At 73.8% G+C, this 21,980-nt stretch carries 22 protein-coding genes; 6 read left to right on the top strand and 16 right to left on the bottom strand.

Translation table 11 applies throughout. The annotated features are described in order from the left end of the window. Positions 1-59 precede the first annotated feature (59 nt). From ACFZCD_RS15270 to ACFZCD_RS15255, 4 genes are read right to left on the bottom strand one after another with little or no spacing between them, the layout of a single operon-like run. Positions 60-1,091 (bottom strand): 6-phosphofructokinase, encoded by a 1,032-nt coding sequence (locus ACFZCD_RS15270; protein WP_391830815.1) that lies wholly within the window; start codon positions 1,089-1,091, stop codon positions 60-62. 47 nt (positions 1,092-1,138) lie between these two features. Further along, positions 1,139-1,843, bottom strand: coding sequence for a response regulator (locus ACFZCD_RS15265; protein WP_391830813.1), 705 nt, complete (start codon positions 1,841-1,843; stop codon positions 1,139-1,141). Next, a complete protein-coding gene (gene macS / locus ACFZCD_RS15260) occupies positions 1,840-3,066 on the bottom strand; it encodes a MacS family sensor histidine kinase (protein WP_391830811.1) in 1,227 nt (408 codons plus the stop codon). The genes ACFZCD_RS15265 and macS overlap by 4 nt, the downstream gene beginning before the upstream one ends. Before the next feature lie 42 nt (positions 3,067-3,108). Further along, positions 3,109-3,876 carry a lysophospholipid acyltransferase family protein gene (locus ACFZCD_RS15255; RefSeq protein ID WP_391830810.1) on the bottom strand — a complete coding sequence of 256 codons (768 nt, stop codon included), beginning with the start codon at positions 3,874-3,876 and terminating at the stop codon, positions 3,109-3,111. Positions 3,877-4,012: 136 nt separating this feature from the next. Here ACFZCD_RS15255 and ACFZCD_RS15250 point away from each other — a divergent pair, with 136 nt between their 5' ends. Beyond that, complete coding sequence (locus ACFZCD_RS15250; protein WP_391830808.1) at positions 4,013-4,792, top strand: alpha/beta hydrolase; 780 nt, start codon at positions 4,013-4,015, stop codon at positions 4,790-4,792. Then, a complete protein-coding gene (locus ACFZCD_RS15245; protein WP_391830806.1) occupies positions 4,785-5,378 on the top strand; it encodes a hypothetical protein in 594 nt (197 codons plus the stop codon). Before ACFZCD_RS15250 ends, ACFZCD_RS15245 begins: the two co-directional genes overlap by 8 nt. Positions 5,379-5,423: 45 nt before the next feature. Here the strand turns inward: ACFZCD_RS15245 and ACFZCD_RS15240 are convergent, their stop codons facing one another. The 6 genes from ACFZCD_RS15240 to ACFZCD_RS15215 all read right to left on the bottom strand — a co-directional run bounded on the left by ACFZCD_RS15240 (position 5,424) and on the right by ACFZCD_RS15215 (position 10,558). Continuing rightward, positions 5,424-6,200 carry an endonuclease/exonuclease/phosphatase family protein gene (locus ACFZCD_RS15240; protein WP_391830804.1) on the bottom strand — a complete coding sequence of 259 codons (777 nt, stop codon included), beginning with the start codon at positions 6,198-6,200 and terminating at the stop codon, positions 5,424-5,426. Between the two features lie 157 nt (positions 6,201-6,357). After that, entirely contained in the window at positions 6,358-7,299 is a 942-nt protein-coding gene (locus ACFZCD_RS15235) for an ROK family glucokinase (protein ID WP_391830802.1), read from the bottom strand. A 57-nt stretch (positions 7,300-7,356) separates the two neighbouring features. Further along, positions 7,357-7,818, bottom strand: coding sequence for a DUF5304 domain-containing protein (locus ACFZCD_RS15230; protein ID WP_391830800.1), 462 nt, complete (start codon positions 7,816-7,818; stop codon positions 7,357-7,359). Positions 7,819-7,910: 92 nt separating this feature from the next. Continuing rightward, the gene (locus tag ACFZCD_RS15225; protein ID WP_391830798.1) at positions 7,911-9,230 is read right to left on the bottom strand and encodes an ArsA family ATPase; all 1,320 of its coding nucleotides are present in this window, start codon (positions 9,228-9,230) and stop codon (positions 7,911-7,913) included. Positions 9,231-9,279: 49 nt separating this feature from the next. Continuing rightward, the gene (locus ACFZCD_RS15220; protein ID WP_391830796.1) at positions 9,280-9,729 is read right to left on the bottom strand and encodes an SRPBCC family protein; all 450 of its coding nucleotides are present in this window, start codon (positions 9,727-9,729) and stop codon (positions 9,280-9,282) included. A 67-nt stretch (positions 9,730-9,796) separates the two neighbouring features. Beyond that, positions 9,797-10,558, bottom strand: coding sequence for a metallophosphoesterase (locus ACFZCD_RS15215; RefSeq protein WP_391830794.1), 762 nt, complete (start codon positions 10,556-10,558; stop codon positions 9,797-9,799). Positions 10,559-10,850: 292 nt separating this feature from the next. Here ACFZCD_RS15215 and ACFZCD_RS15210 point away from each other — a divergent pair, with 292 nt between their 5' ends. Then, a complete protein-coding gene (locus ACFZCD_RS15210; RefSeq protein ID WP_391830792.1) occupies positions 10,851-12,647 on the top strand; it encodes an AMP-dependent synthetase/ligase in 1,797 nt (598 codons plus the stop codon). Between the two features lie 79 nt (positions 12,648-12,726). On the opposite strand, the gene ACFZCD_RS15205 is transcribed toward ACFZCD_RS15210, so the two are convergent. Then, positions 12,727-13,869 carry a glycosyltransferase family 4 protein gene (locus ACFZCD_RS15205; protein WP_391830791.1) on the bottom strand — a complete coding sequence of 381 codons (1,143 nt, stop codon included), beginning with the start codon at positions 13,867-13,869 and terminating at the stop codon, positions 12,727-12,729. Between the two features lie 146 nt (positions 13,870-14,015). On the opposite strand from ACFZCD_RS15205, the gene ACFZCD_RS15200 reads away from it, so the two are divergent. Next, positions 14,016-15,254, top strand: a complete 1,239-nt coding sequence (locus ACFZCD_RS15200) for a glycosyltransferase 87 family protein (protein WP_391830789.1) — start codon at positions 14,016-14,018, stop codon at positions 15,252-15,254. Positions 15,255-15,262: 8 nt separating this feature from the next. Here the strand turns inward: ACFZCD_RS15200 and ACFZCD_RS15195 are convergent, their stop codons facing one another. From ACFZCD_RS15195 to ACFZCD_RS15175, 5 genes are all read right to left on the bottom strand, one after another. Continuing rightward, complete coding sequence (locus ACFZCD_RS15195) at positions 15,263-16,582, bottom strand: hypothetical protein (protein WP_391830787.1); 1,320 nt, start codon at positions 16,580-16,582, stop codon at positions 15,263-15,265. Positions 16,583-16,623: 41 nt separating this feature from the next. Beyond that, positions 16,624-17,691, bottom strand: a complete 1,068-nt coding sequence (locus ACFZCD_RS15190; protein ID WP_391830785.1) for an NlpC/P60 family protein — start codon at positions 17,689-17,691, stop codon at positions 16,624-16,626. A 211-nt stretch (positions 17,692-17,902) separates the two neighbouring features. Next, complete coding sequence (locus tag ACFZCD_RS15185; RefSeq protein ID WP_391830784.1) at positions 17,903-18,970, bottom strand: NlpC/P60 family protein; 1,068 nt, start codon at positions 18,968-18,970, stop codon at positions 17,903-17,905. 217 nt (positions 18,971-19,187) lie between these two features. Beyond that, positions 19,188-20,567 (bottom strand): NYN domain-containing protein, encoded by a 1,380-nt coding sequence (locus ACFZCD_RS15180; protein WP_391830782.1) that lies wholly within the window; start codon positions 20,565-20,567, stop codon positions 19,188-19,190. A gap of 19 nt (positions 20,568-20,586) precedes the next feature. After that, positions 20,587-20,826 (bottom strand): hypothetical protein, encoded by a 240-nt coding sequence (locus tag ACFZCD_RS15175; RefSeq protein ID WP_391830780.1) that lies wholly within the window; start codon positions 20,824-20,826, stop codon positions 20,587-20,589. 153 nt (positions 20,827-20,979) lie between these two features. Between ACFZCD_RS15175 and ACFZCD_RS15170 the strand changes: the two genes are divergently transcribed. Together ACFZCD_RS15170 and ACFZCD_RS15165 are read left to right on the top strand one after the other, a co-directional pair. Beyond that, on the top strand, positions 20,980-21,696 hold the full coding sequence (locus tag ACFZCD_RS15170) for a rhomboid family intramembrane serine protease (RefSeq protein ID WP_391830778.1): 717 nt from the start codon (positions 20,980-20,982) through the stop codon (positions 21,694-21,696). Next, on the top strand, positions 21,693-21,974 hold the full coding sequence (locus ACFZCD_RS15165; RefSeq protein ID WP_106676590.1) for an Lrp/AsnC family transcriptional regulator: 282 nt from the start codon (positions 21,693-21,695) through the stop codon (positions 21,972-21,974). Before ACFZCD_RS15170 ends, ACFZCD_RS15165 begins: the two co-directional genes overlap by 4 nt. Positions 21,975-21,980 lie beyond the last annotated feature (6 nt).

Genomic DNA, 21,980 nt, shown 5'->3' with positions numbered 1-21,980 from the left:
CCGGAAAGTCGTGACTTTCCGGTAACAGGTGGGCGAAAGCCGCGCCGGGAGCACGGCGCTCAGCCGAAGAAGACCTTGGCCTCCTCGTACCGCTCGACCGGCACGGTCTTCAAACGGGCCGTGGCCTCGGCCAGCGGCACGCGCACGATGTCCGTGCCGCGGAGGGCCACCATCCGCCCGAACTCCCTCTCCCGCACCGCGTCCACCGCGTGCAACCCGAACCGCGTCGCCAGCCAGCGGTCGAACGCACTGGGCGTGCCGCCCCGCTGGATGTGGCCCAGCACCGTGGTCCGGGCCTCCTTGCCCGTGCGCCGTTCGATCTCCTTGGCCAGCCACTCCCCCACCCCGGAGAGCCGTACGTGCCCGAAGGCGTCGTGCGACGTGCCGTCCTTGAGGACGAGGTCGCCGTCCTCGGGCACGGCGCCCTCCGCGACGACGACGATCGGGGCGTAGCTGGCGCGGAAGCGGGAGGTGACCCAGCCGCAGACCTCGTCGAGGTCGAAGCGCTGCTCGGGGATGAGGATGACGTTGGCGCCGCCGGCGAGGCCGGAGTGCAGGGCGATCCAGCCGGCGTGCCGGCCCATGACCTCCACGACGAGGACGCGCATGTGGGACTCGGCGGTGGTGTGCAGCCGGTCGATGGCCTCGGTGGCGATGCCCACCGCCGTGTCGAAGCCGAAGGTGTAGTCGGTGGCGGAGAGGTCGTTGTCGATGGTCTTGGGAACGCCGACGCACGGGATGCCGTGCTCGCTCCAGAGCAGGGCGGCGACGCCGAGGGTGTCCTCGCCGCCGATGGCGATCAGGGCGTCGACCTCGTCGGCGGCGAGGTTCTCCCGGATCCGCCGGACGCCGCCCGGCTCCTTGAAGGGGTTGGTGCGCGAGGAGCCGAGCACGGTCCCGCCGCGCGGGAGGATGCCGCGCACGGCGGGGATGTCGAGCCGGGAGACGGCGCCGTGGAGGAGGCCGCGCCAGCCGTCCCGGTAGCCGATGAAGTCGTAGGAATGGTCCTGGACGCCCTTGCGGACGACGGCGCGGATGACCGCGTTGAGCCCGGGGCAGTCACCGCCGCCGGTCAGCACTCCGATCCGCATGACACTCTCCTTCAGCCGGAGGACGCCGCCGCGGCCGGAGTGCGCGGTCAGGCGTCGTCGAGACCTCGCTCTATCGCGTAGCGCACGAGCTCCACGCGGTTGTGCAACTGGAGCTTGCCCAAGGTGTTCTGCACATGGTTCTGCACCGTGCGGTGGGAAATAACCAGCCGCTCGGCGATCTGCTTGTACGACAGGCCCTTGGCGACGAGGCGCAGCACCTCGGTCTCGCGGTCGGTCAGCCGGGGGGCCTTGGGCTCGTCGGGCGCGGCCGGGGCGGGGTCGGCGGCGAGCCGCCGGTACTCGCCGAGGACCAGTCCGGCGAGGCCGGGGGTGAAGACGGGGTCGCCGGCCGCGGTGCGGCGCACGGCGTCGACGAGCTCCTCCGTGCTGGCCGACTTCAGCAGGTAGCCGGTGGCGCCGGACTTCACGGCCTCCAGGACGTCGGCGTGCTCGCCGCTGGCGGAGAGGACGAGGACGCGCAGGGCGGGGTTCTCCCCGACCAGTTCCTTGCAGACGGCGACGCCGGGCAGGCCGGGCAGGTTGAGGTCGAGGACGAGCACGTCGGGGCGGGCGGCCTTCGCGCGGCGGACGGCCTCGGGGCCGTCGCCGGCGGTCGCCACGACGTCGTGGCCGGCGGCGGCCAGGTCGCGGGCGACGGCGTCGCGCCACATGGGGTGGTCGTCGACGACCATGACCCTGACCGGGCCCGGGGCTGCGGCTTCCGCCGTGGTGTCCGCTGTGGTGTGGTTCATCGCCGTTCTCTTCCGTTCCCCCGTGGAACCTTCAATTCGACTTCTGTGCCCTGGCCCGGCACGGAGACCAGCTCGGCGCTGCCGCCCAGGTCCCGCAGGCGTCCGCGGATCGACAGGGCGACGCCCATGCGGCCCTCCCGCTCGGCGTCCGCGAGGCGGCCCTCGGGGATGCCGGGGCCGTCGTCCCGCACGGTGACGATCACCGCGCCGGGCTCGTCCTCCAGCAGGATCCAGGCCTTCGCCCCCTCGCCCGCGTGCTTGCGCACGTTGTCCAGGGCGGCCCCGACGGCCGCGGCGAGCTCGGCCGCGGCGGCCGCCTCCAGCAGGACGGGGGTGCCGGGCCCGGCGAAGGAGACGTCGCTGCCCGCGTACGGCGCGAGCAGGGCCCCCACGTCGCAGGGGCCCGCGGGGATGCGGGGGGCGGGCGCCGCGGTGCCGGCCGGCTCCGCGTCCCCGGCCGGCTCCCCGGCCGAGCGCTGCGGGGGCAGCAGGCCCCCGGCGACCAGGGTGCGCAGGGCGATCTCCTGCTCGCCGGCCATCCGGCCGAGCTCGGCCGCCTCGCCGCCGAGCGCGGCGCCGCGCCGCTGCACCATGGCCAGCACCTGCAGGACCCCGTCGTGGATGTCGCGGGCGAGCCGCTCGCGCTCGCGGGTGGCGGCCTCGATCCGCAGGGCGCGGGCGAGGGTGCGCTCACTGGCACGGGCGACCTCGACGATGTAGCCGATGGCGATGCTGGAGACCCACACCAGGAGCACGTTGTGGACGGTGTCCCGGGCGGGGCTGCCGCGCTCGGCGAGGTTAGCGGCCGCCACGAGGGTGGAGCCGACCGCCGCCCAGCGCCAGCCGCCCTTGATGGCCAGGCCCAGTACGGCGCCGCCGGTCCAGATGGACGGCAGGGTGGCCGCGCCACCGTCGATCCGCGCCGGGCTGTCGACGGCGGCGGTGACCAGGATTCCGGCGAGCGCCACGGCCAGGTCGGCCGTGAGGAACCGCTTCGTGCAGCGCTCCGGCGCCGAGGGGCGGTTCCACGTGAGCGCCGTCCACCCGGTGAGTACGCCCATGTAGAGGGCGCCGCCGAGCGGCCTGTCGTACTCGTCGTAGTTGACGGCGAAGAGCGCCAGGGCGTAGCAGAGCGTCAGGACGCGGTAGCCGGTGAGCGCGCGCCAGAGCGGCAGCTCCACCGACATCCGTACGACGCGCGGCTTCTTGCTGCGCGGTGTCATCGACCAACCCCCCGGCCGGGCGCGCCGCGCCCGCCGCTCGCCCTACCTGCCGTCCTTGCCAGCCCGGTCGGCCTTGTCGAGCCCGGCGGCCCTGGCCGCCTTCTCCTCCTCGGCCTTCCGCTTCGCCTCGTCCGCGATCTGCCGCTTGGCGGCGGTCGCGTAGATGTCCACGTACTCCTGGCCCGAGAGCTCCATGATCTTGTACATGACCTCGTCGGTGACCGAGCGCAGGATGAAGCGGTCGCCGTCCATGCCCTGGTAGCGGCTGAAGTCCAGCGGCTCGCCGATCCGGATGCCCGGGCGCACCATCTTGGGCAGCACCTTGCCCGGGGGCTGCACCTTCTCGGTGTCGATCATGGCGACGGGGATCACCGGTGCGCCGGAGAGCAGGGCCACCCGGGCCAGCCCGCCCGGCTTGCCCCGGTAGAGGCGGCCGTCCGGGGAACGGGTGCCCTCGGGGTAGATGCCGAAGAGCTCACCGCGCGCCAGCACGTCCAGACCGCTCTTGACCGCGGCCTCGCCCGCACCGCGGGCGCCCGAACGGTCCACCGGCAGCTGGCCGACGCCCTTGAAGAACGCCGCCGTCAGCTTCCCCTTGACTCCGGGGGAGGTGAAGTACTCCTGCTTCGCGATGAACGTGACCTTGCGGTCCAGCACCGCCGGGAGGAAGAACGAGTCCGAGAACGACAGGTGGTTGCTCGCGAGGATCGCGGGCCCTTCGGCCGGGATGTTCTCCAGGCCCTCCACCCACGGCCGGAAGGCAAGCTTCAGCGACCCGCCGATGGACACCTTCATAGCGCCGTAGAACAACCGAGAACCTCCTGTGTGTGACGAGGAGACCTTAACCTGCCTACCCGCCGTGCGGCGCTCCGCGTACGCTGAGGGCCGGACCCTCTGTGTCCCCGCAGGTCTTCCCTTACCCCCGTTCCACCGATCGGAGATCCCGGTGCCGCTCCTCCCCGGAGCCGAGCCGTTCCGCCACGAAGGCGGAGAGGTAGGCGTCCTCGTGTGTCACGGCTTCACCGGTTCCCCGCAGTCCGTGCGGCCCTGGGCGGATCATCTGGCGGAGCGGGGCCTGAGCGTCTCGCTGCCGCTGCTGCCGGGCCACGGCACCCGCTGGCAGGACATGCAGCTCACCGGCTGGCAGGACTGGTACGCGGAGGCCGACCACGCGCTGCGGGAGCTGCGGGAGCGCTGCTCGCAGGTGTTCGTGTGCGGCCTGTCGATGGGCGGGGCCCTGGCCCTGCGCCTCGCCGCCAAGCACGGGGACGCCGTCAGCGGCGTCGTCCTCGTCAACCCGGGCAACAAGGTCCACGGCGTGGCCGCGCGGGCGCTGCCCGTCGTGCGCCACTTCGTGCCCTCGACGAAGGGCATCGCCAGCGACATCGCCAAGCCGGGCGCGGCCGAGGTCGGCTACGACCGGGTGCCGCTGCACGCCGCGCACTCGCTGCGCCGCTTCTTCCGGCTGGTCGACGCCGAACTGCCCCAGGTCACCCAGCCGTTGCTGCTCATGCACAGCCCCGAGGACCACGTCGTCCCGCCCGCCGACTCGGCCCGCATCCTGGCCCGGGTCTCCTCGCGGGACGTCACCGAGCGCCTGCTGGAGCGCAGCTACCACGTGGCCACCCTCGACCACGACGCGGAGCGCATCTTCGCGGAGACTTACGCGTTCATCGGCCGGCTCTCCGGCGTCGGCTCCGAGGAGGGGACGGCCGCCCGTGGCTGAGCGTGACGCGGGCCGCGACGAGAGCCGCGACCCGCTCGACGAGGACGCGGCCTGGGCGGAGCTCGTCGCCGCGTACGGGGAGCAGCCCGATCCGGACAGCGGCCGCTGGCCCGCCACGGGCGACATGCCGGACCCGGCCCCGGAGGCCGGGGCCGGCGAGGAGCCGGGCGAGGAGGACCGTCCCGGGCCGCGGAAGGCCGGCCCGGGCCCGGCCCCGCGGGAGGAGCCCCCGGGCAGCTTCATCGTCTACGCGCCCGGTGTCGGCCCCCGCGACTGGAGCACGCCGGAGCCCCCCGAAGACGAGGGAGCCGAGGCGGCCGAGGCGGACGCGGACGACGAGGGCCACTTCGTCCCGCCGGAGCCGCCGCCCCTGCCCACGGGCGACGTCACGGCCCGCTTCGCCTGGATCGCCGTGCTGGGCGGCCCGCTGCTGCTCCTGGTGATGGTGCTGCTGCAGCAGCCGCTCACGTGGTGGCTGACCACCCTCGGGATCGGCGGGTTCCTCGGCGGCTTCGCGACGCTGGTCCTGCGAATGAAGGACGGCGACGAGGAGGACGACGACCCGGGCCGCGGCGCGGTCGTCTAGCGCGAGCACGTACGGCGACGGCGGCCGGGCGACGGGCCCGCCTGCCTATGCGGCCGGTACGCGCAGAGCCGCCAGCACCGGCAGGTGGTCCGTGGCGGCCCGGAGGTCGCGCTCCTCCACCCCCGGCAGTCCCATCGGCACCCCGCAGCCCAGCACCTCCACCCCTTCCGTGGCGAAGACCGCGTCGATCCGCTGCAGCGGGTCCCCCAGCCGCGTGGTGTGCTCCCGTCCCCACGGCTTCGTCGCCCAGCCGTCCTGCAGGGCGCCCGCGAGCAGGCCGAACGTACGGCCGTCGGGGCGGTCGTTGAGGTCGCCCGCGGCGACGGCGTACGGCACGTCCAGGGCGGCCAGCCGGTCGAGGAGCAGCCGGCCCTGCTCGTAGCGCTCCCACTCCTTGATGCTGAGGTGGCAGCTGAGGACGCCGAGCCGGGCCCGGCCGAAGTGGAGCACCGCGGTCGAGAAGCCGCGCTGGTGAAGGCCCGGGGTACGGGGCAGAAGGACGTCCTCGATGCGCTCCACGTGGGCGCGGAGCGAGGAGAGGATCATGGGGCCGGAGGCGGTGGCGCCGCCCGCGACGTGGACCAGCCCGGAGGTCCGGGCGAGACGGGCGGCGGCCTTGCGCCAGCGGAAGAAGCGCGGCGCCTCCTGAACGCAGACGACGTCGGGCCGGCAGGCCCGGATGACCCGGGCGAGGGCTGCGACGTCGTCACGCATGGAGCGGATGTTGTAACTGAGCACGCGGACGACGGCAGAGCCGTCGGGCTCCGTCCGGGACGCCGGAAGATCCGGCAGTGCCACGCCCGTTCCGGTTTCTGAACCCATTCCGCTCCGTCACCTCTCTCCGCCGCGAGGGCGGGCAGGGGAACGGCGGTGTCCGGCGGTGCCGCACCGGCCTGAGGCGGCTCGGCACCGCCGGAACGCGCCGTCGTGGTCGATGTCCGCCACGGCGGACGAGAACGGCGTGCCCCGGAACGGGAGGTCAGCCCTGCCGGGCCAGGTCCGCCGCGCCGACCAGGCCCGCCTTGCCGCCCAGCTGCGCCGCGAGCACCTGTGCGTGGGGGCGCCACTGGCCGCCCACCAGCCAGCGGCGGAAGGACTTGCGGATCGGGTCCAGGACCAGGTCGCCCTCGTCCGAGACGCCGCCGCCGACGATGAACGCCGACGGGTCGAACAGCGAAGCCAGGTCGGCGAGACCGGCACCGGCCCAGCGGGCCAGCTCGCGGAACGAGTCGATGGCCACCGGGTCGCCCTGGCGGGCGGCGTCGCTGATGTGCTTGCCCTGGATGCCCTCGGGGGTGCCGTCCCCGAGGCCGAGCAGGATCTCGGCGTTCTCCGGGGTGGCCTGGGCGCGCTGCTTCGCGTAGCGCACGAGGGCGCGGCCCGAGGCGTACTGCTCCCAGCAGCCCTGGCTGCCGCAGCCGCACAGCAGGCCGTCGGGGACGACCCGGATGTGGCCGAACTCGGCGGCCACGCCGAAGCGCCCGCGCCGCAGCTTGTTGCCGATGATGATGCCGCCGCCGAGGCCGGTGCCCAGCGTGATGCAGATGACGTCGTCGTGGCCCTGGCCGGCGCCGAAGCGGTACTCGCCCCAGGCGGCGGCGTTGGCGTCGTTCTCGACGACGACGGGGAGGCCGACGCGCTGCTCGACCTTGTCCTTGAGCGCCTCGTGACGCCAGTTGATGTTCGGGGCGAAGAGGACGGTGGCCCGCTTGTCGTCCACGTATCCGGCGGCGCCGATGCCGACGGCCTCGACCTCGAAGCCCTCGCTGACCGTGCGCACCGCGTCCGCGATGGCGTCGATGACGCCCTCGGGGGTCGCCGGGGTCGGCACCTTGCACGTCGCGAGGATGCTGCCCGCTTCGTCGACCACACCGGCCGCGATCTTCGTGCCGCCGATGTCGACGCCGATGGTGAGTCCCATGTGTCCCTCAGTTTTTCGCTCGAACCCCGCCGCGACCCACCGTACCGGAGCCGGAGATCAGTCGAGGTCGATGCGCTCGCTCCCGCCCTTGCCCCCGTCGTCGTCGCGGGGCCCGGCGGGCCGCCCGGGGCCCGGGGCGGGCTCGTCGCGGGTCCAGCGGGCCTCCTGGCCCTGGACGGCGGCGCGGTAGGCGGCCAGCAGTTCGGAGCCGGCGGAGGCGAGGTGGTCGAAGACGTCGGGGTTGCGCTCGATGACGGGCTCGACGGCGGCCTTGGCCTGCGCGATGACCTGCTGGACGACGCCCTGCGCGGTGCCGCCGCCGGGCAGCTGCAGGCCCGAGACCTTGTCCGCGACGGCGTCGACGAGCTTGCGCAGCTCCTCGGCGGCGCTGCCTGGCGGCCGGCCCTGCTTCTCGCGCCACCTGGCCCGCTCGGCCGCGAGGTCCTCGGCGCACGCCTGCTCCCAGGCGTCGGGGTCGGGCGCCGCTCCGGGTGCGGGGCGCTCGGTGTGATCGCTCATGGCAGCGCCTCCTGGCTCCTGCTCCTGCCTCTGCAACAGGGGATTTTCTCCGACGTTACCCGAACGCCACGGTGCCGTTCAGGCAGTGCCGTTCAGGAGGGCCTCGGCCACAGGTCGGGGTCCGGGGTGAAACGCACGCACAGCGCCCCGTCCCGCAGTCCGGCGCCCGAGACGGTGCAGCGGCGCAGCGCAGAGGGCAGGGGCAGGACGCGGCGGAACGGGCCGACGCCGACGATGAGTTCGTCGCCGCGGCGCAGGAGGTCGAGTTCGTCGCGGCCGGCGCCGGGCAGCGGGAGGCGCCACAGCAGCACACCGTCGGTGGCGAGGCGGTCCTCGACGGTCCGGTCGCCGTCGGCGCCGCCGGTGCCGTGCCAGCCGTCGAGCTCGTCGGTGAGGCCGCCGCCGGGGACGACGCCGACGCCGCCGGGCGAACCGTTTCCTCCGCCGATGGTGGTCGAGCGGGCGCGGAGGGCGAGCTCGGCGAGGTCGTGCGGGCCGCGGGGAGCGCGCCCGAGGTGGGGCAGTTCGCAGACGGTGACGCCGTCGACGAGGAACTCCTCGTGCAGCGTCTTGCGGGCGGCGCGCTGCTCGTCGGCGAGGCCGGCGAGCCAGTCGTCCGCCGGGACGCCGTCCCCGGTGACGCCGGGCAGCAGCCGGTTGGCGACGAGGGCGTCGACGCGGCAGCCCTGGAGCGCGAGCGCGGCGCGGGCCAGGCGCAGTTCGCCGACGGCGAGCGGCCCGGGTTCGGCGACCAGCCGTACGGTCGTGCCGTCCGCTTCGAGGACGTCCTGGACGGCGGCGAGCTCGGCCTCCCAGCGCTCCGCGGACTCGTACAGCCGCTGGGCGGGCATGGGCACGCCGGCGAGCTGGGCGAGCATCGGGCGCAGGGCGCGGGCGGCCTGCCGCTCGGCGGGCAGCAGCCGGCGCAGGTAGCGGCGCAGCTGTTCGGGCAGGCCGAGCAGCCGGACCGTGGCGTGCAGGGGCGGCATGTCGGCGACGAGCAGGTCCCAGGCGCCCTCCTCGTGGGCGGCGCGCAGGGCGGTGAGGAGCGCGAGGGGCTCGGCGCCGGGGAGCTCGGTGAGCTCCTCGGGGTCGAGGGGGCTCGCGCCGAGCAGGTCGAAGAGGGAGGCGCCGCGCTCCTGCAGGTCGCGGGCGCGGTCCTGGAAGTGCTCGCCGGTGGCGATCCGCGCGGCCCGCAGGCCGGGCGCCGCCTCCGCGGGCGGCCCCCACAGCGCGCCGCTGCCCGGCCCGGGGGCGGGCAGGGGCGTGCCGAGCACGGCCTCGGGTGCGGGGCCGCGGTCCGCGGTGAGGAGCAGGACGCGCCGCCCCTCGCGGGCGGCGGCGAGAGCCGTGGCCGCCGCGGCGGTGGTGCGGCCCGCGCCGCCGGGACCGGTGACGAGGACCGTGCGCAAGGGGAGAGCCTCCAGCGGTGACGTGCGGGGGACGGTCAGCGGTCGGGGCTCAGGAGGCCGCGCCGCTCTCGACGCGCTTCTTGAGGCCTTCGAGGGCGCGGTCGATGATGACCTTCTCCGCCTTGCGCTTGATCATCCCGAGCATGGGGATCTTGACGTCGACGGTCAGCTGGTACGTGACCTCGGTGCGCTTGCCGCCCTCGACCGGCCTGAGGCTGTAGGAGCCGTCGATCTGGCGCAGCATCTGCGACTTGACCAGCGACCACTTGACCACGCCCGGCTCGGGCCACTCGTAGGCGAGCACGTGGTCGTCCTTGATGGCGCCGGCGTCCAGGACGAGGCGCACCTGCGTGGCGCGGCCCTGCTCGTCCTTCTCCAGCACCTCGGCCTTCGTGACCTCGCCGGTCCACTCCGGGTAGCGCCCGAAGTCGGCGATCACGGCCATCACCTCGGCAGGGGTCGCCTCGATCGTGGTGCTCGAGCTCGTGTGTTCCGCCATCTCCGTGGCTCCTCCGTACCGGTCCGCCGCCTGGGGTCTGCCGCTGAAGGCTACCTCGCGCCGCGCGTCACCACTCCAGCACCCAGGGTGTTCCCGTGGAGGCGAAGTGGCCGACGTTGACGCATTCCGTCCCCCCGATCCGCATCCGGCGGGCGAGCGGCTGGTGGACGTGGCCGAAGAGCGCGTACCGGGGAGCGGTGGCGCGGATCGCGGCGAGCAGGGCGGAGCTGCCGCGCTCGAAGCGCCGGGCGACGGTGTCGTAGCAGAGTTCCGGCACGTCGGGCGGGATGTGCGAACAGAGCACGTCGACGTCGCCGAGGGCCGCGACCTTGGCCGCGTACTCCTCCTCGGGGATCTCGTAGGGCGTGTGCATGGGCGAGGGGAGGCCGCCGCCGACGAAACCGAAGACGAGGCCGCCGATCTCGGCCCGCTCGCCGTCGAGGACCGTCGTGCCGTCCTGCGCGAATTCCGGCCAGAGCCGGGGGATGTCGACATTCCCGTAGGTCGCGTAGGTGGGCGCGGGGAAGGCGGCGAAGAGCTCGGCGTACTGCTTGCGGACGGCGCCCTCGATCGCGGCGTCCCGGTCCATGCCGTCCCACAGGCTGCGGGCCAGCTCCCGGGCCTCGGCGAAGCGGCGGGCGGTGCGCAGCGCGACGATCCGGTCGGCGTTCTCCACGCCGAAGAGCTCGGGGAAGATGCCGCGCGAGTGGTCCGCGTAGTCGAGGAAGAGGACCAGGTCGCCCAGGCAGACGAGGGCGTCCGCGCCGTCGCCCGCCCGTGCGAGAGCCGAGCCGTTGCCGTGCACGTCGCTGACCACGTGAACCCTCATAGCGCCTCCATACCGATCACCCTAGGCGCTGCGCCCGGGCCTTCGAAAGGGCTGCGACCTGCGCTTACTCCGGCGGTTACTTCCGGGTCACCAAGCCGAGGGGCTAGGGTGCGGGGAGCAGTCCCGCGGCATGTGACGCAGAGAACATCTGGGCGCAGCCCCCTATTCGAAAGCCGTACTGGTGGGTAACGTCCGGGCAGTCCACTACCCCCCTTGCCTGATCATGGACCGCAGCCGACGCAGCGCCCCTCGAAGACGCGGCGGCGCCGGCGCCCGACGAGGAGCAGCAGTCTTGCGCGAGTTCAGCCTTCCGGCCCTCTACGAGGTCCCTGCGGACGGAAACCTGACGGATCTGATCCGCCGCAACGCCGCGCAGCGCCCCGACGTCGTCGTCATAGGCCGCAAGGCCGGCAACCGGTGGGAGGACGTCACCGCCGCCGAGTTCCTCGCCGAGGTCCGCGCCGCCGCCAAGGGCCTGATCGCTTCCGGCGTGCGGCCGGGCGACCGGGTCGCGCTGATGTCCCGCACCCGCTACGAGTGGACGCTGCTGGACTTCGCGATCTGGAGCGCCGGCGGCGTCACCGTGCCGGTGTACGAGACGAGCTCGGCCGAGCAGATCCAGTGGATCCTCAGCGACTCCGGCGCGGTCGGCTGCGTCGTCGAGACCGCCGAGCACGAGGCGGCCGTCGAGTCCGTGAAGGACCGGCTGCCCGCACTCGCCCACGTCTGGCAGATCGAGGCCGGCGCCGTCGGGACGCTCCGCGAGGCCGGCGCCGAGGTCACCGACGAGGAGGTCGACGAGCGCAGCGCCCTCGCGCACGCCGACTCGCCCGCCACCATCGTCTACACCTCCGGCACCACGGGCCGCCCCAAGGGCTGCGTGCTGACGCACCGCGCGTTCTTCGCGGAGTGCGGCAACGCCGTGGAGCGGCTCAAGCCGCTGTTCAACACGGGCGACTCGTCCGTCCTGCTCTTCCTCCCCACCGCCCACGTCTTCGGGCGCCTGGTGGAGATCTCCGCGATGCTCGCGCCGATCCGCCTGGGCTGCGTGCCGGACATCCGCAACCTGACGGACGAGCTCGCCGCGTTCCGCCCGACGCTGATCCTGGGCGTGCCCCGCGTCTTCGAGAAGGTCTACAACGGCGCCCGCGCCAAGGCCCAGGCCGACGGCAAGGGCAAGATCTTCGACAAGGCCGCGGACACCGCCATCGCCTACAGCCGCGCCCTCGACACCCCGTCCGGGCCGGGCCTCGGCCTCCGCATCAAGCACGCCGTCTTCGACAAGCTCGTCTACGGCAAGCTGCGGGCCGTCCTCGGCGGCCGGGCGACCCACGCCATCTCCGGCGGCGGGCCGCTGGGCGAGCGCCTGGGCCACTTCTACCGCGGCATCGGCTTCACGGTCCTGGAGGGCTACGGCCTCACCGAGTCCTGCGCCGCCACCGCGTTCAACCCCTGGGACCGGCCGAAGATCGGCACGGTCGGGCAGCCGCTGCCCGGCTCCGTCGTGCGCATCGCCGACGACGGCGAGGTGCTGCTGCACGGCGAGCACCTCTTCCAGGGCTACTGGAACAACGAGGCGGCCACCGAAGAGGCGATGTCCGACGCCTGGTTCCACACCGGCGACCTCGGCACCCTCGACGAGGACGGCTACCTCACGATCACCGGCCGCAAGAAGGAGATCATCGTCACCGCCGGCGGCAAGAACGTCGCCCCGGCCGTGATCGAGGACCGCATCCGGGCGCACGCCCTGATCGCCGAGTGCATGGTCGTCGGCGACGCCCGCCCCTTCGTCGGCGCGCTCGTCACCCTCGACGAGGACTTCCTGCCGCGGTGGCTCTCCGACCACGGCAAGCCGGCCGGAATGACCCCGGCCGAGCTGGCCGAGGACGCGGATCTGCTGGCGGACGTGCAGAAGGCCGTCGACGACGGCAACGCGGCGGTGTCGAAGGCCGAGTCGGTGCGCAAGTTCCGCATCCTTCCCGCGCAGTTCACCGAGGCGTCGGGCCATGTGACGCCGTCGCTGAAGCTGAAGCGGAACGTGGTGGCGAAGGACTTCGCCGACGAGATCGAGGCCATTTACCGGGCGTAGCGGCCCGTAGTTTCCTGTTCTTATTGCAGTGCGGGCCGGATTCGGAAGAATCCGGCCCGCACTGCAATAAGGGGAATGCCTAGAGCAATTCCTTGAGGCGCTCGGCCAGGAGGTCCCAGCGCCACTTCTCCTCGACCCACTGCCGTCCGCGCGCGCCCATGCGCGCTCGCAGCTCCGGGTCCTTGAGCAGCGTCACGATGCGGTCCGCGGACTGGGCCGGCGAACCGCCCTTCACCACGTACCCCGTCTCGCCCTCCAGGACGGCGTCCGGCGCGCCGCCCGAGTCGCCGGCGACCACCGGCAGGCCGGTCGCCGACGCCTCCAGGTAGACGATGCCGAGGCCTTCGACGTCGAGGCCGCCGCGGCGCGTGCGGCAGGGCATGGCGAAGACGTCGCCCGCCCCGAAGTGCGCGGGCAGTTCCTCCCACGGCACGGCGCCCGTGAAGCGGACGGCGTGACCGACGCCCGTCTCCGCGGCCAGCTTCCGCAGGTCGTCCTCGTAGGGGCCGCCACCGACGACGAGCAGCACCGCGTCCGGGACGGCGGCCAGGATCCGCGGCATGGCGAGGATCAGCGTGTCCTGGCCCTTGCGCGGCACGAGCCGCGAGACGCACACGACGACCGGGCGGTCCGCGAGGCCGAGCCGGGCGCGGACCTCGTCGCCGCCGGAGCCGGGGTGGAAGGTCTTCTCGTCCACGCCGGGCGGCAGTTGCACCATGCGGGCCGCCGCCTCGTCCGTCAGCGCGGAGGCGATCCGCGAGCGGGTGTACTCGCCCAGATAGGTGAGCGTGTCGGTGCCCTCGCCGATCCGCCGCAGCAGTTGCCGCGACGCGGGCAGCTGCGCCCAGCCGGCCTCGTGCCCGTGCGTGGTGCCGACCAGCCTGCGGGCGCCCGCCCGGCGCAGCGCCGGGGCCATCAGCCCGAGCGGGGCCGCGGCCCCGAACCACACCGAGGTGCAGCCGTGTTCGCGCAGCAGGTCCGTGGCCCGCCGGGTCACCCGGGGCGTCGGCAGCAGCATCGTGGTGCGGTCGCGGACGACCGTGAACGGCTGCTCGGCGTCGAAGCGTGCGGTGGCCTCCGCGCCCTCCTGGCCGCGCTTCCAGGTGGAGGCGTAGACGACGATGCCCGACGGGTCCAGGCGCAGCGCCATGTTGTGCAGGAACGCCTGGATGCCGCCGGGGCGGGGCGGGAAGTCGTTGGTGACGACGAGAGTCTTGTCCATCGCCGTCCGACAGTACCGGGTGCGATCGGGCGCAGTCGGGGTCCCGTCCCGCCACGTCACCGCGTATGGAACGGCAGGAGCGGCATCATGCCTTGCAGTAGCGGCGCGCGTACAGCGTGTAGTGACCGTGAAGGGCGAGGTGGATGATGGCGGGCAGGGGTTTGCGGCTCCCGGTCGCGGCGTGGGCCGTCACCCGGGCCGTGCTGCTGATGTGCGTGCTGCGGATGTGGGTGATGCCGGGGTCGGACGTCTCCGTCGACATCGAGGTGATCTACCAGGGCTGGTACGGGGTGCTGCGCACCGGCACCTTCCCGTACGACGACGTCACCTGGCAGTACCCGCCGGCCGCCGCCCTCGCGGTGCTCGCCCCCGGCCTGCTGCCGTTCCTCGACTACGCCCCCGCCTTCTTCGTGGTGTGCCTCCTCGCGGACGCGGCGGTCTTCGCGCTGCTGCTGTACGCGGTGCGGGGCGGGCGGCGGCCGCTCACCGGGGTGTGGGCCTGGGTGGCCGGCGTCCCCCTGCTCGGCCCGATCGTCTACGCCCGCTACGACGTGATGGTGACCGCCGTCGCGGTGGCCGCCCTGCTGGCGGCGGGCCGCCGGGCCCGGCTCTCGGGCGCCCTGGTGGCCTTCGGGGCGCTGCTGAAGGTGTGGCCGGTGCTGCTGCTGACCGGCACGCCGCGCGGGCCCCGCACGCGCACCGCGTGGGGGACGGCGGCGGTGACGGCCGTGGGGCTCGGGCTGGTGTTCGCCGCGACGATGCCGGGGGCGCTGGCCTTCCTGACCTTCCAGCGGGACCGCGGCACGGAGGTGGAGTCCCTGGGGTCGCTCGTCTTCCACCTGGGGCGGCACGCGGGCTGGCACGGGCACGCACGGCTGCACTACGGCTCGGTGGAGTTCCTCGGCCCGTACGTCCACACCATGAGCCGGCTCGCGCTCGTGCTGAGCGTGCTGGCGTTCGCCTGGCTGCTGCTGTGGCGGGTGCGGGCGCGCCGGTTCACGGCGTGCACGCCGTACGAGGCGGCGTTCGCGGCGGTGCTGCTGTTCACCACGACCAGCCGGGTGATCAGCCCGCAGTACGTGGTCTGGCTGATCGGGCTGGCGGCGGTGTGCCTGACGATGGGCACGAAGCGGCAGCGCCTGCCGATCGCCCTCGTGCTGCTGGCCGCGCCGCTGACCCAGCTGGAGTTCCCGATCTGGTTCTCGCACGTGGTCGCCAGCGACAAGCTGGGCGTCGCCACGCTGACGCTGCGGAACGGGCTGCTGGTGGTGGCGACGCTGATCGCGTGCGCGCGGCTGTGGCGCGAAACGGTGTCCCCGCCGGAGGCCCCTGACGCCCCGGACGACCCTCCCGCGGAGAAGGAACCGGTCCTGGTGGCGGGCTAGGGGCCGGGTCAGCCCGCGCGCAGCTGTTCCGCCACGTACGACCGCCACCGCTGCGTGAATTCCGCCGGCGAGATGCCGAGAACGTCGCGGAGGGCCGTCTCCACGGCCCCGTCCCGGTGGCCGTGCTCCCCCACCGCCCGGTAGAACGCGACGAGCTTCTCCTCGCTCCAGCGGTCGGCGATCATCCGGCAGGCCAGCCACCCCTCCTCGTAGGCGCGGGCCAGCTTCCCCGCCTCCCCGGCGAAGCCGAAGTCGGGATCGCCGGGGAGCTGTCCGGGCAGCCTGCCCGCGGCGGCCGCGCGGGCCAGTTCGGGCGCGGCCTGCCGGGGGGTGCGGCCCGTGCCGCGGTAGGCCGCCCAGTCGGCGAAGCCCTCCGACAGCCACAGCGGCGTGGCCTTCGTCGTCTTGGCGCGCGTGGCGACGTGCGCGGTCTCGTGGGTGAGGACGATGCGCCGCCCGAAGTCGCCGAGCACGCCGTACGCCTCGGGGTTGACGATGATGCGGTCCGCCGGCGCGGCGGCGCCCGTGCCGCCCGCCTCGCCGGTGGTGACGGCGGCGATCCCGCGGTAGTTGGAGACGGGCGAGTCCAGCAGGGCGGCCATCCGCTCCAGCGAGGCCGGCATCTCGACGACGACCCGGCCGGGCCACTCCCGCGGCTTGGCGTGCCAGGCCGACCCCACGGCGGGCACGGCCTTGTCGGCGAGGTCGGCGAGGGCGCGCAGCCGCGCCCGGTCCTGGCCGGCGCCGAGGACGAGGCTGCGTTCGCCGCGGACGACGGTGACGGGGCCCTGCTGCCACAGCTGGCGGCCGCTCTGCCGGGTGTCCTCCCCGGCGACGTACCACCGCCCGCCACGCTCGACGAGGGTCAGCCGGCTGCGCGTGGTGACCGGCACGCTGTCGTAGCCGGCCAGCCGGTACCGCAGCTCGGCCTCGGCCGCGACGCGCCGGCCGCCGCCCTCGCCGCGCTCCGGGGCGAAGCCGCCCGTGCGCACCAGCCGGTAGTCCCAGGAGGCGAGCGGCACCGCGGCGAGGTTGGCGAAGACGCGGCGCTGCTCGGCCCGGTACGCCTCGGCGTCCGGGTCGACGGCGGCCAGGAAGGCGCTCTCGTCACGGTCGCGGAGAGCCGCGGCCCACCGGTCCAGGGCGCCCTGCAGGGCCCGGTCCCGGGCGTCGGGGCCGCCGGTGAGGCCGGAGCAGCCGGTCAGGGCGGCCTGGAGGGCCATCAGGGCCGCTGCCAGGGCGCAGGCCGCCCGGCGGGCCGGCGCACGGCCGTCCGCCCGTGCGCCGCCGCGTCCGCTCCTCCGCCACCGGCCCGTCACGTCCCGCATCGTACGAGCCGCGCGCCCCCCGGCGTGCGCTCAGGGCGCGGTCACGGCCGGGTCACGGAGGAAATCGGCATCATGTTGGCCGGGTCGTAGCGCACGCGCGCGCCGGGGTAGGGCGCGTGGATGACCTGCCCGTTGCCCACGTACATGCCCACGTGGCTGGCGTCGTCGCGGTAGATGACCAGGTCACCGGGCCGGGCCTCGGACAGCGGGACGTGCCGTCCGGCGTTGCGCTGCGCCTGGGAGGTGCGCGGCAGGCCGACCCCGGCGCGCCCGTAGGCCCATTGCATGAGCCCGGAGCAGTCGAAGGCTCCGGGCCCGTTCGCGCCCCAGGCGTAGGGGGAGCCGACGGCGGAGCGGGCGGCCATGGCGGCCGCGGCTCCGCGGCCGGAGGCGGCGATGTCCTGCAGCCCGCCCAGGAGGCCTCCGCCGGGGCGCTCCAGGGTCCGGGGGCCGCCGGAGCGCGAGGCCCGCGCGTAGGCCTCGCGGTCGGCCTCGGGCAGGGCGTTCAGCAGCCGGCGGGCGGTGGCGAGCTTGCTCTCGACCTCGCGCTTGTGGTGTTCGACGGCCTTGCGGGTGTCCTCCAGCTCGCCGAGCATCCGGGCGGCCTCGCTGCGCTCCTGGCGCAGCGCGCGCTGGGCGCTCACGAGGGCCTTGAGCTGTTCGGCCTGGCGGCCGGAGACGCGGTCGAGGGTGGCGGCGCGCTCCAGGTAGCCGTCGGGGTCGGAGGACAGGAGCAGCTGGAGTGCGGGGTCGACGGCGCCGCTGCGGTACTGGGCGGCGGCGAGCATGCCGAGCGCGGTGCGCATGTGGTTGACGCGCTCCTGGCCGCGGGCCACCCGGTCGGTGGCCTCGGCCACCTTCCGGCGGAGCTCGCCGGCGCGCTCGCCCGCTTCGTTGAACTTCTCGGTGGCCCGTTCGGCCTGCTCGTAGAGCCGGTCGACCTGCGCCTTGACGGTGCCGCCGGACCGGTCGTCGCGGACGGTGTCGCTGGGCCGTGCTCCGGCCGGGGGCGCCATGGCGGCCGCGGCCGTGGCCACGGCGGCGGACAGGACGGTGACCCGGACGGTCTGGGTGAGACCGGACTGCGAAGAACGGCGATGGAACGCCACGGGCTGCCGCACTCCCTTCGTTGCTGCACGGTGGGGCGGTCCGCGACGTACGGGTACCGCAGCGCCAGACAGTAGCGGCGCGCTCACCCCGCGTTCAAAGACCGCGGCGCGCGGGAATGCGGACGCCCCGCCGGAGACGCAGGTCACCGGCGGGGCGCGGAGTCAGCGAGGATCCCCGTGGTTCGCCCGAACGGGCGGCGGGGTCAGCCGTTCAGCCTATGCGGACGCCGAACTGGAAGGGCATGTTGCCCATCGACTCGTAGCGGACGCTGGCGCCCGGCTTGGGGGCGTGGAGGGTCATGCCGTTGCCCGCATAGAGGCCGATGTGGTGCAGGTCGCCGTAGAAGAGCACCAGGTCACCGGGCTTGAGCTGGCTCTGGTCGTAGATGCGGGTGCCGGCGTTGGCCTGGTCCTCGGAGACGCGCGGGAGGGTGACGCCGGCCTGCGCGTACGCCCAGCCGGTCAGCCCGGAGCAGTCGAAGGAGTCCGGGCCGGTCGCGCCCCACACGTACGGGGAGCCGATCTTGCCCTGGGCGGCGGCGAGCGCGGCGGCGGCGCGGCCGGAGGTGGGCACGTCCTTGCCGAGGTCCGGGCGGCTGCCGCTGCCGGCGCGGCCGGCGCGGGTGTCGCCGCCGCTCTTGCCGCCGTCGGCCTTGTCCTTGTCGCCCATCACCTCGGCGCGCTCGGCGGCCGTGAGGGTGTTGAGCTGCTCCTTGGCGGCGGCGAGCTTCTCCTGGACGGCTTCCTTCTGCTCGCCCAGCACCTTGCGGGTGTCCGCGAGGTCCTTGAGCTTGCCGGTGGCCTCCTGGCGCTGCTGCTTGAGGACGCGCTGCTTCTCGGAGATCTGCTTGAGCATGCCGGCCTGCTTGGCGCTCACCTGATTGAGCGTCGAGGCCTTGTCGAGGTAGCCGTCGGGGTCGGAGGAGAGGAGCAGCTGCAGCGAGGGGTCGACGGCGCCGCTGCGGTACTGCGCGGTGGCCAGCGAACCGAGGCCGTTGCGCAGCTTGTTGATCTCCTCCTGGCCACGGGCGACCTTGTCCTGCAGGTCGGTGACCTGCTTGTCGAGCTTGTCCTGCTTCTCCTTGGCGCCGTTGTACTTCTCCGTGGCCTGCTCGGCCTCTTCGTAGTACTTGTCGACCTTCTCCTTGACCTCCGCCTTGGAGGCCTTGGGATCGGCGTGTGCGGCCTGCGAGGTGAGGGCGACGGCTGCGGCTGCGGTCGCCGTCAGGACGGTCACCCGGGCGCGGCCCGGCTGCTTGGGTCGACGGTGGGACGCCACGGAGACGAGCTCCTTCTTCCTCGGCCGCCACCGCACGCCAAGGGGGCGGCTCGGGCGGGACCTTCACCGTCACCCCTATTGGATGATCAACCGGGCGAAGGTTCGAGGCCCGACCTTAGTGACCCCGGAGTGATCCGTTCAAATCCTCATCAGAAAAATCTCCTGCCCCAAGCGAAGCTTTACCAACGTGACACAGCCGGTAATGGCGGCTTGACGGTCAGGTACGGGCAAGTCGCTTGAGGAGCAGGGCCGATGCCACCGGCCGGGCGCCCGCCTTGGCGACGCCGTCCGCGACCTCGCGGTCGGTGGAGACCACCACGACCGGCCGGCCCGGCGGCTCGGCCCGCACCAGCTGGCGGATCAGCTCGTCGGCGGTGACCCCGGGCTTGCTGAAGAGCACCCGCACCCCGCGCGGCGGCGCGAGCAGGACCGGCGCGGCCAGCTCGGCCCCGTCGAAGACGCACGTCACCTCGGCGCCCGTCTGCGCGGCGAGCATCGCGAGCCCGCCCAGCAGCCGCAGCCGCTGCTTGTCCAGCGGCATCGTCGGATAGCCGGTCTTGGTGACGTTGTAGCCGTCGACGACGAGGTGCGCCTGAGGCAGTGCCAGCAGCTGGTCCAGCAGCGCCGGGTCGGTTTCGGACAGGGCGCGCGTGGCGATGTCCTTCGGGGTCATCCGGCCGGGCTCCACGGCGTCCACGGTGTCCGCCGGGTGGACGGAGGCGGGCGGCAGCGCCAGCTCGCGCCGCAGGCCCTGGGCCGCGTCCAGCACGGTGTCGAGCAGCAGGCGCAGGCGCATGTCCTCCACGCTGCGGCCCTCGCGCACCGCCCGGCGGCTCGCCTCCAGCGCGGCCTCGGCCTCCGACAGGCGCGTCTTGAGCCGCCGGGTCTCCCCCAGCGTGGCCGCCTTGTCGGCCGCGCCGGCCGCCCGTACGGCCTCCAGCTCGGCCTCGGCCTTGCGCAGGGCGGCCTCGCCGCGCCGCACGTCGGCCACGGCGCTGCGCAGCTTGCGCTGCAGCGAGTCGGCTTCCTTGCGGGCCGTCTCCAGCTCGGCGCGGATCCGCTCGGTCTCGGCGCGGGCCGCGGCCCGCGCCTCCGCCAGCTCCTCGCGCAGCCGCCGCAGTTCGCGCTGGGCCTCCTCGCCCGCGCGCTCCGCGGTCGCCCGCAACGCCTCCTCGCCGGCCGCCGTGACGAGCTTGACCCAGCCGGCGGGCCGCAGCACGTAGGCCATGGCCGCGACGTCCTCCGGGTCGGCCGCCGCCGGCGGCGAGCCCGCGTCCAGCGCCTCGGCGAGCTCCGAGCCCGTCTCGCGCAGACGGGCGGAGACGCGCTGGCGGAACGCGGGGTCGTTCTCCACCGCCGCGGCCATCGCATTGCCCGCGAACTTGGCCCGCCGGCTCGGCGTGAACCGGGCGTACTGCCGCAGCGCCGCCGGGAGTTCGGCCACCGTCAGCCCGCCGAACGCCTCCGACACCAGGCCGATGACCCGGCGCCGCACGCCCTCCGGCAACGGACGGTCGAGCACCTCGGCAGCGCCGTCGGTCCCACCGGTGTCACCAGGCCCACCGGCCGCCTCCGCGCCACCCGTATGCTCCACCACCGCTCATCGCTCCCGTTCTTCAGGCGCTCGCGCCCGGCCGGTCCACCAGCTCCACCTGGTCGACCGCGTTGCACCAGCGGCACCGCACGGACTCGATGGTCTCACTGACGACCTCGCGCTCTTCCACGCTCGGCTCACCGGCCAGGTCGAGATGGACGAAGTCCACGGCCCTGGTCGTGCGCGTTACGTCGAACCGGGTGAGATTGCCGCACAGAGCGCAGCGCCACCGGGTCCCGGCTGTCGGCTGGGGAACGCCCATCGTGTCGTCCGTCCTCGTCAGATGCCATCGAACTGCGGGTGTGCTCCCCGTAACCCTACGGCCTGATGGTCATGCGGCGCGGAGCACGGGCCCGCTTCGCCGGCCCGGCGAGGCACTCTGTGCGCTTTGCTGCTAGTACGTCATGATCTGTTCATGTTCGGAACGGCCGGCAAGAAGCCCCTCGCCACCTACGGCCTCATCTGCGCCTGCTGCGCGGTGTTCCTGATCGGCCCCGCGTCGGGGCTGACGGCCCCCCTGTCCGGCGGGCCCGGCAGCGGCAGCGCCCTCGTGGCCGCGCAGGCCGCCTACTTCGAGCGCTGGGGCGTGGTGCCGGAGGAGCTCTGGCACGGGCCGCCGGCCGAGCTGATCACCCCGCTCACCGCGCTCTTCGTGCACGGCAACTGGCTGCATCTGCTCGGCAACATGCTCTTCCTCTATGTCTTCGGCACGATGGCCGAAAACCGTATGGGCCGGGGAGCCTTCGTCGTCTTCTACCTCGTCGCCGGAGTGCTGGCGCTGCTCGGCTACGCGGTCGTGCACGCCACCTCCGACCGGACGCTCGTCGGCGCCTCCGGGGCGATCTCCGGAGTCCTCGGGGCCTTCCTCTACCTCTTCCCCCGGGCCCGCGTCACCAGTCTCTTCCCGTTCCTCTTCTTCCTGCCGCTGCGGTTCCCCGCCTGGGCCGTGCTGCTGTTCTGGTTCGCCCTGCAGTGGCTCGCCGCCCGCACGGCCGGAGACCGGCCCGGCGTCGCCTACCTCGCCCACGTCCTGGGCTTCGCGCTCGGCTTCCTGTACGCGTGGGCGAGGTACGGGCGTACGACTAGAGTGAAGCGGGGCTGCCCCCCGACCCCCGATAGGAGCCCGCCGTGATCACCTCGATCGTCCTGATCAAGACCGATGTCGACCGGATCCCCGAGATCGCCGAGCAGATCGCGGCGATCGAGGGCGTCAGCGAGGTGTACTCGGTGACCGGGGCGCACGATCTGATCGCCATGGTGCGGGTGGCCCGGCACGACGACCTGGCCGACGTCATCCCCGGCCGGATCAGCAAGGTCCCGGGCGTCGCGTCGACGGAGACGCACATCGCGTTCCGCACGTACTCCCAGCACGACCTGGAAGCGGCGTTCGCCATCGGCCTGGAGTCGTAGCGGCAC

The sequence above is a fragment of the Streptomyces sp. NPDC008001 genome, from assembly GCF_042958085.1.
In the GTDB taxonomy this organism is placed as follows: domain Bacteria; phylum Actinomycetota; class Actinomycetes; order Streptomycetales; family Streptomycetaceae; genus Streptomyces.
The sequence above is the reverse complement of the archived record's forward strand: the minus strand, read 5'-3'. Positions and strand labels throughout refer to the sequence as shown.